Source organism: Vulcanisaeta distributa DSM 14429 (assembly GCF_000148385.1).
Classification (GTDB): Archaea; Thermoproteota; Thermoprotei; order Thermoproteales; family Thermocladiaceae; genus Vulcanisaeta; species Vulcanisaeta distributa.
This window is the reverse complement of sequence record NC_014537.1, coordinates 720,090-736,933: the sequence shown is the minus strand read 5'-3', so window position 1 is coordinate 736,933 and position 16,844 is coordinate 720,090. Positions and strand designations below refer to the sequence as shown.

Sequence of the window (16,844 nt, the reverse complement as noted above, 5' to 3'; positions counted from 1 at the left end):
CACGGCTAGACCTCAATGATTATATTTATTTTTGATACAACCTCCTTATAACGATTCCTAATGGTTACATCAGTGACCCCAGAGGCCTCAGCAACATCACGCTGCCTCTTCCTAACGCCCATTAGGGTTACGGCTATGTAAACCGCCGACGCCACTAATGCGTAGAATGTTCTGCCGTTGGTTAATCGTTTACGTTGACCTTCATTGATGATCTCCATGGCTAACTTAGTCACGTGGTACCTAATGTCCTCATTAAGTTTAAGGGCGTTAATCACTCTTTGTAGGAACCTACCAAGCTCCTCCTGGCTCTTCAAGACTACGTCGCTATTACCAACGACCTCCCTAACAAGACCAAGTAACCTACTAATCCTCTTACTCCTCTCAACATTTAATGCATTCCTCAATTCACGGAGTGGACAAACAACCCTAGACCTCTTACAAGCCACATAGAGCAGGACCAGGGCCAGGTCCTTAGTCCTGACACCCCTAAGGTCATGCCTACTGGCCAACTGCCTGAAGAGAACCATGGCTTCATCAATCACGTTATCAGGCAGATTCAACTCGTACTTAACGGGCTTAATCACGTCAAGGAGTTCGGCAATCCTCCTTTCGGTATATTGATACTGATTATACCTATTAAGCCTAATTAATGCCCTCAACTTATTGTGGAGGAGTAGGTTATGCTTTATACCAATAACGGAATTGCCAAGGCCCTGGCCAGGCAGTGCTGGGCTTATTGGCTTGGCCCTCTCATGAATTAAGACTTCATCACCACTAAACGCCCTCCATTCAGGCCCTAAGTCCATTACGTGCTCCTCAATCACTAGGCCGCAGTGCCTACAAACCAATTCGCCCCTCTCTGGATCGAAGACTATGTCCGTGGATTCACAATTAGGGCACACTAGCTTCTCAGCCTTGATAAGCTTATTTGCCGTGACCATGGCCACCACCCCTCTTCTTCCTCAGGTCCACATCCCTAATATATGCTGACTTACCCACGAAATCCTCAGGCTTTGATAACTGAGGATCTGGCTTGGCTAAGCCGTATGGTGAGTTCACGGGACCGATGATATCGTATAGAACTCCTAACCTCTTCATTGCGTAGTCGTATATCGTAATACCGAGTGGGGGCGTGAACGATAATTTAATTACGAACCTCCTGTCATGGGATAAGTGCATGATATCGCCTATTTTCTTGAGCATCTAGCGTATACGTCGTATACAATATTTAAAAGTAATGCTTTTCGTCATAGAGAATACGGTTGTATTACAACAATATCAGGTGAGGAGTAATAAAGTATGTATATACTTAAGTATAGATATAATGGGTAGTATGTATAATAATACGAAATAAATTTAAACACGTATAATGGCTTTAATGTGTGCTCGCCGTAATCGCACTGGGTGGGAATGCCTTCGCAAGGGAGGGTGCCAGGGTTGGCTTGCCTGAGGAGCAGTGGGAGAGTGTTAAACTTGCGGCGGGTGATGTTGCGGATATGATTGAGGAGGGCTTTGACGTTGTTGTTACTCATGGTAATGGACCACAGGCCGGCTTACTTGCTGAAAGGGTTAGTGATTACTTAAGCCTTGATATGATTGATGCGGCCACCGAGGGTTGGATGGGGTACTTAATAGCCAATGCCTTGACAAATGAGTTCATGCGGCGGGGTATTCGGCGGAGCCCAGTTATTGTTGTTTCACGGTCAATCGTTAATAAGAATGATTCAGCCTTTCAAAATCCCACGAAGTACATAGGTCCACTATATGATAAGGAGACCGCGGATAAATTATCAAGAGAAAAGGGTTGGGTTTTCAGGTGGGATGCGCGTGGTGGGTTCAGGAGGGTTGTACCATCGCCTGAGCCTATGGGTCTAATGGAGCTTGACCTAATAAGATTGCTGCTGAGGGAGGGGTACATACCCATAGCCGTGGGTGGTGGGGGAATTCCAGTCATCGTTAATGGCGAGGTCCAGGGTGTTGATGCCGTCATTGATAAAGACTTAGCAAGCCAAGTACTTGCCAACGCCATTAATGCCGATTACCTATTAATACTAACTGACGTAGATTACGTATACATTAATTATAGGAAGCCCAATCAGAAGAAGCTGATTGAGGTCACCATTAGCGAACTTGAGAAATACTACAATGAGGGTCAATTTCCACCGGGTAGTATGGGGCCGAAGGTCCTGGCAGCCATTAGGTTCATAAAGAATGGCGGAAAGACGGCGTACATAGGGCCATTAGGTAGGGCTAAGGACATCATTAGGGGTAGGATTGGGACTAAGATAGTAAGATAGAGGGTAATTTTTATCAATTTTAACGGACTTAATCACTCTATGCTTCTTTATTGAAAACTGTCATTACTTCATTACTTACATAACCTCCCTTGAATATCGAGCCTCTTAATTCAGGTTGGTACTTAGGTATAACCCACTGTGTCATTAATGGTACGTATATCAAGCCCGAGAGCAGGAAAGATATTAGCCATGAGTTGCTGAATATTATGTTGTGGTATGGTATGAAGGGTGCGTAGATTATGAACTCCACAATTGCGAAGGTTATGAAGGCCGCAGGGTTAATGCCTTTCCAGTACCTAAACCTACCCCTACTCCAGAATACGTCGGTTAATTCGAACTTAAAGCGCCTTATTAATGCGTAGTCAAATATTATAATGCCCTCAACAGACCCCAACAACCCACCATAAGTCAGCAACCAATTGTATAGGTAGCCGTATGCCGAGCCATAGTATGTCCATGCACCAAGTATTACTGAAACCGCAATCACTATTAACGCACCCCTGAACCAGGTCAGTTTTCTCGGGAATGTATTTGCAAAGTCATATGCTGGACCAACCGTATTCGCGAAAACATTGACGGAGAACGTGGCCAGCAGGAAAAGCGTGTTTAGTAGTATTGCGAGTGTTGGGTTTAGGTATAGTGTTGACGCTAGGATTGGGTCCCAAATTGCTACGTGGTATACCTGCTCTATGGCCCCCGTGGTCATGACACCAAGCAATGCAATAATGAGCATCATAAATGGCATTGGTACCTGACCAACCGCCTGCGCGAATTGACTTTTAGCGAACCTGGTATAGTCAGGCATTGACAATGCCATTGTGGCCCAGTAGGCTATGTTCGCGTTTAGGAACGCGAACCACATGACCCAGTAATTAATCCCGGTCACCGTGGGTTTAATCGAGAATATCTGCCCGAAGTTCCAGTGGGATAGACCCATGAAGTTGTACCATAGTATTACGAAGCCAAGGAGCACCAGTGGTGCTGCGAGCCTCGCGAACCACTTAAGGGCTGGCTGTGCCTCAGGCACTGGCGAGAAGTAGAGCAATGCTAATTGCAGTAGTATTATTGCTGCAAAGGTTATCCAGAAGACCTGTGGGAAGGCTAGGCTTAATGTGTATGGGCTGGCGATGCCCTTGGCGACGTAGCTCTCTATCACGCTTAACCTATGTGTTAATACTGCGTATATGCCAACGGCAGCCTCCGTCATTATGTAGGTCTCTATCCCCCACCAACCAGCTCCAATGACCGCTCTAATCCAGCTCGGGAATATGGCACCGTAGACTCCCCACCTGGTCCTCGTTAGGACGGGTTCGGGTATTCCATACCTGGCACCACCGTGGCTCTGTATTATCATTGGTATCAGGACTATTGCATTGCCTAGGAATACCAGGAGTATTGAGTCCAGTGTTCCTAAGCCAAAGGACAGACCAACACTCGCCAAGGACCAGCTGGGCACTATGAAAGCCATGCCAAACCAAATAGCTGCGTAGGTGTACCAATCCCAATTCCTCTTCCTTATTGGCGTTGGATGGAAGTCGACATTCCATAGAAACTTCTCCTCTGGGTATCCCTTAGTTAATTCAACCTGCCCTCTTTTTACGTCATATTTCACGGCTTCTAGCCTGTCCGTTGGGTAGACCAAGATGCCCTCACCACGTCTCAGGAAGCCCTTATAAGGGTTACTCATAATTTAAAGATGGTATAGTTAAGTTATTATTCAACCAGCCCTATAATAAGCGGGCTTTATGAGCACCGTCATTAAAAGTCCCATGGACAACTCACTAATCATTAAGTTAAATAGACCCGAGAAGAGGAACGCGTTTAGTCTTGAGTTGGCCCTTAGTGCTAGGGATGCGATAGCCCTGGGTTGTAGGGATTACAGAGGCGTTGTAATTACTGGCGAGGGAAAAGTCTTCTCCTCGGGCCTTGACTTAGCCGAGATCTATAGTTTTAAGTCGATTGAGGAGTCCAGGAGGTACTTCACGGCAATTAGGGACTTAGTCGTTACAGTCGCTAACTGCGAGAAACCCGTGATCGCCCTAGTTAATGGGTCCGCTTATGGATTTGCAACGGAATTGCTGTACTTTGTTGACCAGGTGGTTGCCATTAAGGGCTCTGAGTTTTCCCTGCCAGGTATTAGGTATGGGCTTGTACCTGTGACGCCAGCCTTCGCGCCGTATCTCTTTGGCATGCTTAGGTCAAGGTTCTTCCTGGACAGGGACTTTAGGCTTAGTACTGATGAGGCTGTTGATTGGGGTCTAGTCCATAAGGTCGTTAATGATGTTAACGAGGGATTGAGGGTATCCCTGGAACTCATAGGTAAGATCAGTGCCGTGCCTCACGGCGTCTACAAAACAATTAAGAGGTTAATGATCTCCTCATTAATTAACGAGGTTAGCGATAGGTGGGATGAGTTATTGAATACGTTGGCTGAGGAGTCGCTGAGACCTGAGGTTAAGATGAGACTTGAGGAATTCCTCAAAAAGTAATGCTATATAAGTGCTGTACTCATGACTTCCTCAATGATTGAGATATTCAATGGCGATGAATATAGGGTTTACATTGATGACTATGTAATGGTCTTTAGGCCGAAAACAATCAGCGGTAATGTATTACTACTGCCACCACCGGGTGTTAAGCCTCAATTCTACTCCGTATTGGCGGTTTTACTTACAAAGTTGGGTATTGGGGTGGTAATGCCTAGGCGGCATTTACCGTGTAGCCAATCAAGGCTTAGGCAGGTAATTAATAAACTCCTTGAGAGAGGTAATTATGACCTAGTTGTAATGCTTGGTTTTGACTTAGATACAATTAGCAATCCCAGGTTAATCATTGGGTTTAGCGGTGATAATTTCGTTAAGCAGTTGGTAAGGTCTAACGTGCCTGGGTCGGTTCATGGCCTATTGATTAATGATTGCGCCTGGGTCAGGGATAGCGTTAGGAACGCTGTTTTTAGCATTGATGAAGAACTGCCATCACTCAGTACCATAGTGAGGATTAGGGACTTAGTCCTCAATACCTTGCATTTGGGAGGTGTAAGTAAAAATAATAATTAAGATTAGTAATTAGATTATCGTGAGGGTTCCACTCTTCATAGAGTTCAGTGGGAGGAATGTGCTGGTGGTTGGTGGGGGTGGTGTTGGTACGAGGAGGGCCATTAAATTCCTCCTGGCAGGCGCCAATGTTAGGGTGTTAAGTCTCGAATTTAGTAATGAATTACTTCGCTATGCCGAGCAGGGTAAGGTGGTGTTGATCAGGAGTGATGCTAATGATGAGGAATTACTTAGGAGGAATATTGAGTGGGCTGATTTAGTGGTAATAGCTACTAATGACCCAGTAATCAATGGGAAGGTTAGGGAACTGGCCAGGAATATGCGTAAGTTCTTCAATGACGCCACGAATGCGGAGGAGACGGAGGTCGTAGTTCCCTTCGAGAGTGAGATCAACGGTATTAGGATCGCGGTGACAACAGAGGGGCTTAGCGGTATTGTGGCTAGGAGAACCCTTGATAAGATAATAAACATACTCAGGGAGGATGAGGAATTAATGAACATGGCGAGGGTTTGGTATGCAGTTAAGAGTAAGCTTAAGGAGGTGGTGAGTGATGTGAGGACTAGGTTAAGTCTATACATGGAGTTAGATAGTGACGAGAGATTCAATGAGCTTGCCAGGAAGGGGCTTATTGATGAGGCTTTGAGTTATGTTATGAGTAAGGTTTCGTCTCGTAATTAATAGATTACTTCAGGGACCACCAAAGGCCCTATCCCCAGCATCACCCAGTCCAGGCACTATGTAGCCCTTCTCATTTATCTCAGGGTCTATGGAAACCGTGTATATCTCGGCGAATGGATAATCCCTAAGCACCCTCTCTATGCCATACTTAGTGGCTATGACACTGGCTATAATCGTCCTCTTGGGAATCCCGTACTTAAGCACGTGCTTTAAAACCGAGGTTATTGTAGAGCCCGTCGCAAGCATTGGATCCGCGACTATCAGTATGTCATCCTCAAGTATCTTAGGAACCTTAACATACGTAATCTCAATGTCGAAATCCAGTGAGCCAGGTTTATGGGACTCTTCAACCCTCCTTGCACTGACAACACCCATTCTTGCGTTCGCGAATATCTTAACTAAGCCCTCAACCAACGGCATGGCAGCCCTAAGCACCTGAATAATGACCACGTGATCCAGGTCCCTAATTCTAACGCCCTTAGCCTTAACACCAAGTGGTGTCTCCACCTCCACGGTCTCTATATCCATGGACTTAACAATCTCATAACCCATCAACCTACCAAGTCTAACAAGGCCCTTCCTAAATTCAATCTGCTTAGTATTTTTATCCCTAAGAGTCGTTAAGATTGCCTGCGCCAGTGGGTGATCAATAACGACAACTCTGCCCAAGGAAACCCGCCATAACCGTGAAAGCGCGCATTTAAAGAACTTTTGCTACTTAGTAATTAGATACTACGGGTGATGATAATGGTAGCCACCGATGAGTGACGATGGTCCAAAGCGCTGATGGCTCAGTACGTAATAATCCTTACTGAATCCTTAGCCAGCTCAAGCACCTCGAGCTTATTGACACTTAAGTAAGCCTTTAACGTATTTACGAAGGCCTCAACACCCTTACCTGGGTTAAAGAACGGTGACTTATACTGGGCACCAGAGGCGTACTTGTGGCCGCCACCACCAAGCTTAGTGGCTACCTGTGTACAGTCGTATGGACTATCTTTATCGGCTCCACAGTAATACCTGAAGGTTCTCCTATTCAGCCTAAGCAATATATTTACCATCTTGGCACCCCTATGCTGTAACTCAATCGTTAATTGCCTATAGGATATCCCCAGGTCAATGGGGCTATAGATGTTTATTATATCCCTAATTGGTATTTTATCGGCGATCTCAAGCATGAGCTTCTTAGCCCTATAACCCCTCTCAATTAACCTGCCAATCCTGTAATTACCCAATGCCTGTAGACCATTAACTGCAAGGTTCCTGACAATAAATATCTTCTCTGGATATGATGCGAACCTGACGGCGAGATCGAGCTTCTCGGCCTCTTCACTCGTTATGTTTGCGGTATCGGTCTCAATGGCGACCTTAACAAGGCTATTGGCTATTGGGTCATTCTCGAGATCCAGCGCCTTCATCGCCATGAGGGCTGAGCAGGGCGCCTCTGGGTCGTAAAACTCAACCTTAGCGCAGGGCTTGTTAGTCCTGTGGTGGTCAGCCCTAATTAGGACCTTGCCTGGGCATGGTAGGTCTGCCACGAAGGTCCAGGAGAGGCGCTTGATCCACCAGGACCTATTAACCTCACTTGGTGCGGCGAGGACGACAACGCCATTTGGGTACTTCCTTAGGAATAGGGCTGCGCTTGTTATGCCATCAACATCACCACTATCACAAAGCGCCAATGGCCTATTACTCAGCTTAGCCCATAATGCCGATAGGAACCTCCTCATGAGCATAAACCTGCTAATTAATTCCTTAAAATTATTTTTCCTTAAGATATCTTGAGCAGACAGGGCAACTCTCAACTCTACTAAGCTTTATCTCATCAACAACCCAATTCTTACCATCAATTATCAACAACTTATTGATGAGGGGCTCACCAATACCCGTTATTAACTTAATGACCTCCGTCGCCTCTATTGAGGCCACGACACCAACCACAGGACCAACAACAGGGCAGTAACCAACACACTGGGGCAATGACCTAACCTGGACCAATTCATAGAGGCAAGGGGTCTTGCCCGGTATTATCGTTGATACTTGACCGTACCAACCATTCACCGCACCATGTACCAGGGGCTTCCTCAACTTAACAACTGCCTCATTTAATACCTGCCTACTAAACCAATTATCGAGCGCGTCAACCACAACGTCCACGTCCTTAAGTACATCCTCAGCATTCTCGCTTGTCAACGCCTCACTCACAGGCCTTATCTTAACCGTTGAGTTAAGGTCGCGGAGTCTCCTCACCGCAACCTCAACCTTCGGCTTACCAACATCCTCCTCCCTATATAATAACTGCCTGTGGAGGTCTGTAAGGCTTATGGTGTCATAATCAATTACTACTAACTCACCAACACCAGCACCAACCAGGTACATTGATACTAAGGTGCCCAGGCCGCCCAAACCCACAACGGCCACGCGGGCCTTCGACAACTTCTCCTGACCCTCCTTACCAATGACGGCGATCTGCCTTGAATACCTATCAATCAATTGTATAGTGCCCATATCAGGAATCATTACTTAAAATTTAATATTAATAAGAATTAAGCACCACGTTAACACCAATGAAGAGTGACAGGGCATTGCTGCCATACCTACCAATACTAATGATTAGGGTTGGGTCGGGAGCAAACACATTCCTGATATCCTACCTATCGCCAGGTGGTAATATAATGGTTGGCCTAATACTTGCCTCATACCCATTTGTCGAGGCCTTGAGCTCCTTCGTGGCTGGTTACATGGCCGATAGGTTGGGGAGGAGATTGACATTGATACTTGGGTATACCTGGATACTGATGTTCATGGCATTGATATACCTAGCAATAGCCCTACTAAGGAATCCCCTAGCCACCGCCGCATTCAATGGCGCAATGGGCTTTGGCGCGGCCTTGGTCCTCGTATCCACGTTGGCGATGATAACAGACCTAACGGAGAAGGGGTTCAGGGGGTTAGGCATGGGGGTCTTCGACTTCATGAACATATTCGGTTATGCACTCGGTTACATGATTGGCTCAATACTTTACCAAGTGATTAGAGGAGCAATGGCATTCATAGTGCTGCTAATACTACTAATCATACTCTACGCAATAGTCTTTAAGTACATAATCGAGACTAGACCGGCCACAGGTGCTGTTTACTTAAATCCGTTGAGGGGTATTTCGAGGAGGGCCATACCGACATTGCCCATTTGGTTCTCAATAACTACGATACTGGGCGCTGCGATATACTCGGGCAGGGCTATAGGGAGTATTAAGGGCGTGATGCCGATACACGTTGGTGCCCTATTCCTCGGCGCAACGCTCGTGGTTGGCCTTGGCTCGGTATTCTTTGGTTACGTATCTGATAGGCTTGGTAGATTGAGGACGATGAGTATTGGGGTTACTGGTGTGAGTATTGGCCTCATAATACTAACGGTACTACTTCTGTTGGGTATTAACCCAATAATCGCCGTCGCAGTCTCAGCCCCCTTCATATTCATGGCGTCTGCCGTAGTGCCATCAATACTTGCATTAACGGGTGATGAAGCGCTGATAAGCATGAGAGGCTCAGCGATGGGCCTCTACAGCCTAGTGCTTGGGTTCGGCATGGGGTTAGGCAGCATCCTGGGTAGTTACTCATACGTGAAGCTGGGGCTCGGTGGAATAGCGCTATTGGCCTTGATAATATTCGTAATAGCATTCATACTATACGCAATACTCAGGGTAATCCTCCTCAGGAAATAAGTTGATAGTGAATGACCAATTGAGCATTACCATTCCTACCCCTAAACTCAATAATCGATACATTAACCTCCTCACGCAGTGTGATCACTAAAGGGAGGCCAAGGACCTTAAGCCTAGCCTTCACCGAACCGAGAATTGACCTTGGGAGCTTAAGCTCATCACCAAGTCTCTTAACCACATCCTCAATAACACAATCAGTGTAATCCTCACCACAACCCTCAAGCTCAGCCTCAATAACATCACTACCTATATGCTCAACATACCTAACAACGCCATTATCCAAAATCCACTCACCATGGTAATCACCAAGCCTAACATCGACTATCGAAGACACGGAGTAAATTAAAACAACGAGGTTAAAAAGCTAAGGCAACATAAAACCTTAAAAGGCGGTGATAAAGTGTACTTGACTGGGCCCGTAGCTCAGCCAGGTAGAGCGGCGGGCTTTTAACCCGTAGGTCGTGGGTTCGAATCCCACCGGGCCCGCCAATTTTGCCATAGATCTTATTACCTTATTCTTATCCACCCGTCCTTCGTCTTCACGAAATCTTTAGTCACGTTAAGGACTTTATTTCTCAATTTATTGAACATAACCGTGTCACCACATAGTAACTTACCTTCGTAGAATGCATCGAGAAATATCGTGTTGAAGTTTTCAATTTCCCTTTCAGCCGTTGAAACGTCCGCGTAATGCACCTGAGCAAGGTCATTCGGTGGCTCGGTGGGTGGTTTATCACCTATGATGAGTAAGTCCCAGTCACTGTCTATCCTAGCCTCACCACGCGCCCTTGAGCCGAAGAGTATGACCGTGTAACCCTCATTACATAGCCCTCCTATCCACTCTTCGATTTCACGGTGCATTCTTAGGAGGATTTCCCTAAACATAACTCATCACCATCTCCATGCACCTGAGGCAATCTTCGGCGTCATCCTTATCATAATCAATCATTCGGGCATCAGGGTATCTAGACCCTATGTACTGCTCGGTAAGGAGCTTAGCGCACCTAATGACATCGTTGTTAATGGGCTTATTAAGTATTGAGACCACCTGATTTAACAGCGTGACTATTGAATGAGTATATAGTCTCGAACCCGTTAATTCTATAAGCTTACCCTTAAGGTAAAATTCAGTAGCTTGCTGCGCGAAAAAGCACGCCTCTGGATAAAAACCTCTATTGAGCATATCTTTACTCAACGTCCTATACCGCTCAGCCCTTGCATACCATCGTGATGCCATTTTATTAAGTTAAGGAGTTTTGCTGTGGTTTTTAACCCTTAAATATTATGAACCCTTACTCGAACTTCTGCGGTGGTATTACGTCGCCGTACTTATTCTTGGCATCCAACAACCTCCGTCTCTGTTCCTCAAGTACTTCGAAGAACCTCCTCGGTGTCGTGGGTATCTCCGAGTATATCTTCCAAATTCTGTCTATCTTCTCGAGAAGCTTTGTAGCCCTTATTGCAAATTGCTTCGTGTAATCCTCAAGCCTATACTCCCTATTGAGCACCTCCCTGAATAGAGCCTTTAGGTCCTCATACCTAGGTATGTAGCCTATGGGCGTGGTTATTGCGCCAAGCTCATTATGCACCCTCCTCTCCATCCACTGAAGCCAGACCCTCTTATCCTCCTTACTATTCAGGAAGCTGCCCTGCTCATCCCTAAGGAAGTAATTAACACCAAATATCTTTGGAGGCTTCGTAAGACCCTCACCAAACTTTAGGTAATTAGTTATGTAAATGCCTAGGTCCACGGATAGGAAGTCAAGGTTAGCCATTGGGTTAAACTCCCTCTCGCCGGGCTTCCCGATCACGGCAGCCGTCCTCTCCGACTCTAGGGACGCGGCTATCGTGACCACGCCATGCTCCCAATTAAAGGACTCAACAACGGGGACTAATGTGTCCGGGTCCCTACCCCCGAATATTATTCCACCAACAACAACACCGTTTGGATCATCATAGGCTGGGTCCAGGTTCTTAAATGCCTTTAGTGACACTGTGAACCTTGCGTTGGGGTGCGATGGTGGTATTGGGTTACCCTTCTCATCGGTCTTCCCCCTCCACCACTTGCCCGTGTAATTAATGCCCCTCTCCGGTTCTGGCTTACCCATCCCGTTCCAGTACACCTCACCATCCTCGGTAATTAACACGTTCGAGAATATTACCTCGTTTGGTTTCATCAGCACCTCGTATATTAATGGATCATCGATTGGGTTTATGCCCTCAATTATGCCGAACACGCCTATTTCAGGATTAACGGCCCTAACCTCACCATTGACATTCCCTAGGAATGCCAGGTCATCCCCAATTAACCTACCGAGCATTGCCGTTGACGTCTTGCCTGAGTATGATGGGAATGCACCAGTGAAGTACGTGACTCTGCCATTTGGCCCCTCAACACCTATTATAAACATGTGCTCACTGAGCCATCCCTCCTCCATAGCCCTCTTAATCGTGAGTCTAAGGGCGAGTTTCTTGAGACCAATGCTATTACCGCCGTATTGCGTGTTAACTGAGTACACGGTCTCGCCGAGGAGGTCTATGTAGATTCTCCTCTGTTTAATGTTCTTACTTTGCTTCATCTCGTTTAACTCACCCTGGGAATGAATGAACTTGAGGAACCTAGCCCTCTCGCCCTGCCTGACGAATTCGTCGTAAGCGGTCCTATATAGTATGTTCTCATTATGCATTACGTAGTAGGAATCCGTTATTTGAACAGCCAATATACTGAAGGGTGAGCCCTTAGGCCCCAATGAGTAGAAGCCCACCAGCATTTCCCTACCCTTCATTATACCGTCAAGTAATGAGTACATTTCCTTCAATCCCTCATCACGGTCCTTAGTCCTTATGAAGGGAAGCCTCTGACCATTGGGTAGTAATATGGCCGTGTCCTCACGGGCCCTCGCCTGGTCATAAGGACTATCAAAGTGAACCGTGTGTCCAGGGGTTTTCAACGGTATCTCCTCACCGACCTCTATGGCCCTTCTTCTAATGTAATCGAGATCCTCAGGGCTACCCGTATTTATGAAAACGGAATTGGGCTTGCACAGATCCACGGCCCAGGCTATGAATTTGTGAAGTTCTGGGTTATTGATGTTCATTAGTCTTCGGTACATCTCATCACTCATTTTACTTCGGAGAAGCCGTTCAACCTCATCGGTCGTGCTCGGTACCATTAGATCTATTACTACTTATGTCCTTATAACTATTTCTCTATAAGTCACAATACCATAACTACTGGGTAAACCCATTTAACCCTCAGCAACTCATATAAGTCCGAAACCACTAATTAATCTAATATGGCGTGGAATACGAGGTATACCCTCGCACTCTTAATAGTAATCATCGCATTACTGGTAATATCAATGGCCATCTACCTAAACCCCATAATGACAAACACAGGTAGTATCTTAGCCCAGGAAAACACAATACAACAGCAATATCTAGAGCCAATAAATACAACCGCATCATCAATACTTAACTACACGAGAAGCCTCTACCACGACATCGTTAACTACCTAAGCGCAATAACCATGTACCTAGAAAATATTTACTACTATCAACGCATCAATACGACAAACATAATAAATGCAGTAAATAGAAGTAATACTAGGATAATTAATAAGTTGGCGACGGTTAACTCGTCAATCATAATTTCGATAAATAACGTGGAAAGCAATATAGAGAGTAACGTAACATCGACGATAAATAATGCGGAGAGCACTATATACAATGCCGTAATTAACGTGAGCAATTACGTGGCTAATAACAATACGGAAATAATAAATTTGCTCAATAAATTAATGAGGCATGTAGCCATGTATTATCAATTATATGGCGCACCCTACACATACATACAGCAGTCATACACCCTATTCACATTCAGCAATTTAACGCTCGTCAAAGTACTGCTTATTAACGTGAGCGTGCCCTCGGGTGGCAATGTAACTGTTTATTGCTACACAGTGCCAGGCACGTCAATAAGCATCCCGGTGTGTTCAACCTACGCAACGACTGCGGAGACCATAAACATAAACATCAGCAACTACCCATGCTGGCAGATCATTATTCAGGCGCCAGGCTCAACACTCAACTGGTACTCTGGCGTGCTTCTTTACCAGGGATAATCACGCCAATGCATAGAAAAGGAGCAGGATAAGGCCGGCAAAGACCAGCGACTCAATTAGTAATCCAATGCCAATCCTCCTAATCCTACGCCTTAAATCATTCATAGGTAACTTACCCTCCTTAGTCGCGATGAACGCCCTGATCGTTGGCTCGATAAGTATTATTAAAGGCAGTAAACCGCCCACGGCGTAAATACCGTAGGCCAGAGCCGGCAAGCCTATGAACCAGAGGAGTGATGAGTGATGAGGCTTAACGCCCTGCCTAAAGGGTAATTTACCCTCCACGTACAGTGCGGAAAATGCGTGGTAGATTACCCATGTTAATGACGCCATTATTACCTTAAGGACTAAGTCGCCATCCATGAAGACGTACCACGCTAGGTACGTTGATGCTATTAATGCAGTTCCAGAAACATTAGCCACCACTGACCTACCCCTCCCACGCACAACCTCCGCAATGAATAACATGAGCGGTACCAGGGGTATTAATAACCAAATGCCTAGGTAAGGAATGAGTACCAGGTATGGCGCTGTGTTTATTAGGAATAGTGAGTAATCACGTAAGCCCCTTCTCGAAATTAAGCCCAGGTGCGCCTTCACTAGACTTATAATATTTAGTGCTGCGAGGGCTGTAGTTAACACCAACCTAATAACATTAATGCTATGGCCATTAATCATCACTAGCGTTATTAGGGAGAATGCATAATTCGTAATTAATAACGATAATGCACCGGTGTCTGTATGAACCCTCCTACTAACTAACCTACTACTCATCACCACCTAAGTGAAGTGGTGGGGATAAGCGCTTCATTCGTTACAGGTCTCGAGGAGTTTACCCTGGCTTGTATCGAGAATTAATGTTGATATGCCCATGGCATGTTTTTGAATAATTGCGGGAAAACCTTTATTTATCTGGAGTTGAATTATTGAAATAGAATGATTAGAGAGACACTGGTAGTAAGGAAAACACTGTGGTTAGCCCTAAGGAAGCAGTTAATTGGTGATTATGGAAACCTAGACTTTGAGTGCGAGATCTTGCTACTTAACGACCCCAAGATTCACATTGTGGCTTGCGCCGATGGGGATGTTGTTAATGTTACGATAACCTACAACCCACTGGACATAGCCCTAGACATTAGGAAGACCCGCGAGAGGGGTAGGCGTGGACGTCCATTGAGAGGTAAGAAAGCTATAAATGTGCCGCTGGCATAGATTTAATAATCTCAACGGTTGTGGGATACAAGTGATGACCATGGTGGACTCTGACGGTAATTGATGACCTTCCAGGCTACTGATAATTGAGCTCAATGGTCAATGACGTTCTTAACCAGGTAGTGCTTAACCAATGAGTTTTAGGGCCTGTGGGTGGATTGACGAACTAACAATCTCATCAACGTTCATTAACCTCTTGAACACCTTAGGTATATTCTCCAAAACATCAATAGGCGTTATGTGGTAACCAAGCTCCTTAGTCGCTAAGTCACCTGCAAGCCCTGTTATGAAGGCGCCAATTGCGGCGGCCTCAAGTGGGTCCTGAACCTTAACCATTAATGCCGAGACAACGCCAGTGAGCACATCCCCCGTGCCCCCAACGGTCATTCCGGGATTACCCGTGAAATTAAGCTTGTACCTCTCGCCATCGGTTATCACATCAACATTACCCTTAAGCAATACAACGCCGCCCCTCAGCGATGATTTAACCACGTCACGCACCATCACAGCCCTCGACCAGACATTACCCTCTTTAGTAATGTCAACGCCAGTCAACCACTTAAATTCACCGGCGTGTGGCGTTATAATTACATTCTTCGTTATTAAGTCCTGCCTCTTCAACTCGCCAATTGCCTTAATGGCGTCTGCGTCGATGACCACCCTCTTACCAACATCAACAGCCCTAGAGACCAACTCAACAACTGCCTTCATAGTCTCCTCCCTAAGCCCGAGCCCAGGCCCAATGGCTATTACGTGGGACTTACCAACCTGCTCCATTATTTGATCCACATGGTTAAGCATTAGGTAATCACCGTCTAGGGGTATGGCTATTATGCTTGGGTCGTGAGCCCTTATGTCCCTAGCCACATCCCTAGGGGCCATAACCACGGATAAGTCGACTCCAGTCCTAAGCGCCGCCTTAGCCGCTAGGTAAATGGCGCCTGTGAACTCCCTGGAACCACCAATGAATAGTACACGCCCATTATCACCCTTCTTCGAGTCGGGCTTTCTGGCATAACTCATGTAATATAGGTCGCCAGGACCAACAACATGCTCCACCTCCTCGGGAATTCCAATATCCGCAATCACCAAGTCACCAACGTATTGAGAAACACCCTCCTTAACCAGGCCAACCTTTGGCCTATGCATTGTTACTGTGACATGCGCCCTAACCGCAATGTCCCTAACCTCCCCGGTGTCTGGATCCAACCCACTGGGTATGTCAACGGCTACCTTATACGCTGATGACTTATTGATTAATTCGATGGCCGTGGCCTGAGGCTCCCTGAGAACACCCCTAATCCCAGTGCCTATTATAGCGTCTATGATTACCTCAGCCCATGGGTGAAAGACCTCCTGATGAGCGAGTAAGTCGTAGGGCGTTGGAGCCTCTATTATCTCCACATTCAATCCTCTAAGGATGCCCAGATTATCCACGACCAACTCCTCCCTAGCATCACTAATGCGACCAAGGAGAACCACCTTAACCTCCCTACCCCATGAGTGCAGGTATCTGGCGGCTACGATACCATCACCACCATTATCACCCAACCCAGCGACAACAAGAATCCTCCTGGCCTTCGGGTACCTCTCAATGACGGTAGTGGCCACGGACCTACCTGCGTTCTCCATGAGTATGTGCCTATCAATGCCCATGTAGGCGGCATTCCTATCAATGACCCTCATCTCAAGCGATGTAATTGCAGCTGATGACCAATCCCTGAAGTCGACGGGCATACCCGTTAATGACGTGT

Annotated in this window: 19 protein-coding genes and 1 tRNA gene; 8 read left to right on the top strand and 12 right to left on the bottom strand. The window is 46.2% G+C overall.

Annotated elements, in window-relative coordinates; translation table 11 throughout:
• Window positions 1-5 precede the first annotated feature (5 nt).
• Window positions 6-941 carry a transcription initiation factor IIB gene (locus VDIS_RS03720; RefSeq protein ID WP_013335873.1) on the bottom strand — a complete coding sequence of 312 codons (936 nt, stop codon included), beginning with the start codon at window positions 939-941 and terminating at the stop codon, window positions 6-8.
• Complete coding sequence (locus VDIS_RS03715; protein ID WP_013335872.1) at window positions 925-1,203, bottom strand: H/ACA ribonucleoprotein complex subunit GAR1; 279 nt, start codon at window positions 1,201-1,203, stop codon at window positions 925-927. The genes VDIS_RS03720 and VDIS_RS03715 overlap by 17 nt, the downstream gene beginning before the upstream one ends.
• Window positions 1,204-1,382: 179 nt before the next feature.
• Between VDIS_RS03715 and VDIS_RS03710 the strand changes: the two genes are divergently transcribed.
• Window positions 1,383-2,297, top strand: a complete 915-nt coding sequence (locus tag VDIS_RS03710; protein WP_013335871.1) for a carbamate kinase — start codon at window positions 1,383-1,385, stop codon at window positions 2,295-2,297.
• A gap of 37 nt (window positions 2,298-2,334) precedes the next feature.
• Here the strand turns inward: VDIS_RS03710 and VDIS_RS03705 are convergent, their stop codons facing one another.
• Window positions 2,335-3,984, bottom strand: a complete 1,650-nt coding sequence (locus VDIS_RS03705) for an NCS1 family nucleobase:cation symporter-1 (RefSeq protein ID WP_013335870.1) — start codon at window positions 3,982-3,984, stop codon at window positions 2,335-2,337.
• A gap of 58 nt (window positions 3,985-4,042) precedes the next feature.
• On the opposite strand from VDIS_RS03705, the gene VDIS_RS03700 reads away from it, so the two are divergent.
• From VDIS_RS03700 to VDIS_RS03690, 3 genes are read left to right on the top strand one after another with little or no spacing between them, the layout of a single operon-like run.
• Entirely contained in the window at window positions 4,043-4,786 is a 744-nt protein-coding gene (locus VDIS_RS03700) for an enoyl-CoA hydratase/isomerase family protein (RefSeq protein ID WP_013335869.1), read from the top strand.
• Window positions 4,787-4,819: 33 nt separating this feature from the next.
• Window positions 4,820-5,353 (top strand): hypothetical protein, encoded by a 534-nt coding sequence (locus VDIS_RS03695; protein WP_013335868.1) that lies wholly within the window; start codon window positions 4,820-4,822, stop codon window positions 5,351-5,353.
• A 19-nt stretch (window positions 5,354-5,372) separates the two neighbouring features.
• Window positions 5,373-6,029, top strand: coding sequence for a precorrin-2 dehydrogenase/sirohydrochlorin ferrochelatase family protein (locus VDIS_RS03690; protein ID WP_013335867.1), 657 nt, complete (start codon window positions 5,373-5,375; stop codon window positions 6,027-6,029).
• 9 nt (window positions 6,030-6,038) lie between these two features.
• Here the strand turns inward: VDIS_RS03690 and upp are convergent, their stop codons facing one another.
• The 3 genes from upp to VDIS_RS03675 form a co-directional block, all read right to left on the bottom strand.
• Entirely contained in the window at window positions 6,039-6,698 is a 660-nt protein-coding gene (gene upp, locus VDIS_RS03685; protein WP_013335866.1) for a uracil phosphoribosyltransferase, read from the bottom strand.
• A gap of 122 nt (window positions 6,699-6,820) precedes the next feature.
• The gene (locus tag VDIS_RS03680) at window positions 6,821-7,759 is read right to left on the bottom strand and encodes a DHH family phosphoesterase (RefSeq protein WP_013335865.1); all 939 of its coding nucleotides are present in this window, start codon (window positions 7,757-7,759) and stop codon (window positions 6,821-6,823) included.
• A 31-nt stretch (window positions 7,760-7,790) separates the two neighbouring features.
• Window positions 7,791-8,537: a HesA/MoeB/ThiF family protein gene (locus VDIS_RS03675; RefSeq protein ID WP_013335864.1), complete on the bottom strand. Its 747-nt coding sequence runs from the start codon at window positions 8,535-8,537 to the stop codon at window positions 7,791-7,793.
• 59 nt (window positions 8,538-8,596) lie between these two features.
• On the opposite strand from VDIS_RS03675, the gene VDIS_RS03670 reads away from it, so the two are divergent.
• Entirely contained in the window at window positions 8,597-9,754 is a 1,158-nt protein-coding gene (locus tag VDIS_RS03670) for an MFS transporter (RefSeq protein WP_013335863.1), read from the top strand.
• Here VDIS_RS03670 and VDIS_RS03665 read toward each other — a convergent pair.
• Window positions 9,744-10,088: a hypothetical protein gene (locus VDIS_RS03665; RefSeq protein ID WP_013335862.1), complete on the bottom strand. Its 345-nt coding sequence runs from the start codon at window positions 10,086-10,088 to the stop codon at window positions 9,744-9,746. The two genes, VDIS_RS03670 and VDIS_RS03665, sit on opposite strands and share 11 nt — an antisense overlap.
• 78 nt (window positions 10,089-10,166) lie before the next feature.
• Between VDIS_RS03665 and VDIS_RS03660 the strand changes: the two genes are divergently transcribed.
• Window positions 10,167-10,243, top strand: a tRNA-Lys gene (locus VDIS_RS03660).
• A gap of 18 nt (window positions 10,244-10,261) precedes the next feature.
• Here VDIS_RS03660 and VDIS_RS03655 read toward each other — a convergent pair.
• The 3 genes from VDIS_RS03655 to VDIS_RS03645 are packed head-to-tail and all read right to left on the bottom strand — an operon-like array spanning window position 10,262 to window position 12,927.
• The gene (locus VDIS_RS03655) at window positions 10,262-10,639 is read right to left on the bottom strand and encodes a nucleotidyltransferase domain-containing protein (protein WP_013335861.1); all 378 of its coding nucleotides are present in this window, start codon (window positions 10,637-10,639) and stop codon (window positions 10,262-10,264) included.
• Window positions 10,632-10,991, bottom strand: coding sequence for a HEPN domain-containing protein (locus VDIS_RS03650; RefSeq protein WP_013335860.1), 360 nt, complete (start codon window positions 10,989-10,991; stop codon window positions 10,632-10,634). Before VDIS_RS03650 ends, VDIS_RS03655 begins: the two co-directional genes overlap by 8 nt.
• A gap of 55 nt (window positions 10,992-11,046) precedes the next feature.
• A complete protein-coding gene (locus VDIS_RS03645; RefSeq protein ID WP_013335859.1) occupies window positions 11,047-12,927 on the bottom strand; it encodes a phosphoenolpyruvate carboxykinase (GTP) in 1,881 nt (626 codons plus the stop codon).
• A 123-nt stretch (window positions 12,928-13,050) separates the two neighbouring features.
• Here VDIS_RS03645 and VDIS_RS03640 point away from each other — a divergent pair, with 123 nt between their 5' ends.
• Window positions 13,051-13,878 carry a hypothetical protein gene (locus tag VDIS_RS03640; RefSeq protein ID WP_013335858.1) on the top strand — a complete coding sequence of 276 codons (828 nt, stop codon included), beginning with the start codon at window positions 13,051-13,053 and terminating at the stop codon, window positions 13,876-13,878.
• Here VDIS_RS03640 and VDIS_RS03635 read toward each other — a convergent pair whose 3' ends face one another.
• Window positions 13,879-14,652 (bottom strand): hypothetical protein, encoded by a 774-nt coding sequence (locus VDIS_RS03635; RefSeq protein WP_013335857.1) that lies wholly within the window; start codon window positions 14,650-14,652, stop codon window positions 13,879-13,881.
• Between the two features lie 162 nt (window positions 14,653-14,814).
• Between VDIS_RS03635 and VDIS_RS03630 the strand changes: the two genes are divergently transcribed.
• On the top strand, window positions 14,815-15,090 hold the full coding sequence (locus tag VDIS_RS03630; protein ID WP_013335856.1) for a hypothetical protein: 276 nt from the start codon (window positions 14,815-14,817) through the stop codon (window positions 15,088-15,090).
• 126 nt (window positions 15,091-15,216) lie between these two features.
• Here VDIS_RS03630 and VDIS_RS03625 read toward each other — a convergent pair whose 3' ends face one another.
• Window positions 15,217-16,827 carry a bifunctional ADP-dependent NAD(P)H-hydrate dehydratase/NAD(P)H-hydrate epimerase gene (locus VDIS_RS03625; RefSeq protein ID WP_013335855.1) on the bottom strand — a complete coding sequence of 537 codons (1,611 nt, stop codon included), beginning with the start codon at window positions 16,825-16,827 and terminating at the stop codon, window positions 15,217-15,219.
• Between the last annotated feature and the right edge of the window lie 17 nt (window positions 16,828-16,844).

Excerpts from the sequence above, each read along its gene's own strand:
- VDIS_RS03720 (WP_013335873.1), bottom strand. The coding sequence starts at position 941 with ATGGTCACGGCAAATAAGCTTATCAAGGCTGAGAAGCTAGTGTGCCCT.
- VDIS_RS03715 (WP_013335872.1), bottom strand. The coding sequence starts at position 1,203 with ATGCTCAAGAAAATAGGCGATATCATGCACTTATCCCATGACAGGAGG.
- VDIS_RS03705 (WP_013335870.1), bottom strand. The coding sequence starts at position 3,984 with ATGAGTAACCCTTATAAGGGCTTCCTGAGACGTGGTGAGGGCATCTTG.
- VDIS_RS03700 (WP_013335869.1), top strand. The coding sequence starts at position 4,043 with ATGAGCACCGTCATTAAAAGTCCCATGGACAACTCACTAATCATTAAG.
- VDIS_RS03695 (WP_013335868.1), top strand. The coding sequence starts at position 4,820 with ATGATTGAGATATTCAATGGCGATGAATATAGGGTTTACATTGATGAC.
- VDIS_RS03680 (WP_013335865.1), bottom strand. The coding sequence starts at position 7,759 with ATGAGGAGGTTCCTATCGGCATTATGGGCTAAGCTGAGTAATAGGCCA.
- VDIS_RS03675 (WP_013335864.1), bottom strand. The coding sequence starts at position 8,537 with ATGGGCACTATACAATTGATTGATAGGTATTCAAGGCAGATCGCCGTC.
- VDIS_RS03670 (WP_013335863.1), top strand. The coding sequence starts at position 8,597 with ATGAAGAGTGACAGGGCATTGCTGCCATACCTACCAATACTAATGATT.
- VDIS_RS03655 (WP_013335861.1), bottom strand. The coding sequence starts at position 10,639 with ATGTTTAGGGAAATCCTCCTAAGAATGCACCGTGAAATCGAAGAGTGG.
- VDIS_RS03650 (WP_013335860.1), bottom strand. The coding sequence starts at position 10,991 with ATGGCATCACGATGGTATGCAAGGGCTGAGCGGTATAGGACGTTGAGT.
- VDIS_RS03645 (WP_013335859.1), bottom strand. The coding sequence starts at position 12,927 with ATGGTACCGAGCACGACCGATGAGGTTGAACGGCTTCTCCGAAGTAAA.
- VDIS_RS03640 (WP_013335858.1), top strand. The coding sequence starts at position 13,051 with ATGGCGTGGAATACGAGGTATACCCTCGCACTCTTAATAGTAATCATC.
- VDIS_RS03635 (WP_013335857.1), bottom strand. The coding sequence starts at position 14,652 with ATGAGTAGTAGGTTAGTTAGTAGGAGGGTTCATACAGACACCGGTGCA.
- VDIS_RS03630 (WP_013335856.1), top strand. The coding sequence starts at position 14,815 with ATGATTAGAGAGACACTGGTAGTAAGGAAAACACTGTGGTTAGCCCTA.
- VDIS_RS03625 (WP_013335855.1), bottom strand. The coding sequence starts at position 16,827 with ATGCCCGTCGACTTCAGGGATTGGTCATCAGCTGCAATTACATCGCTT.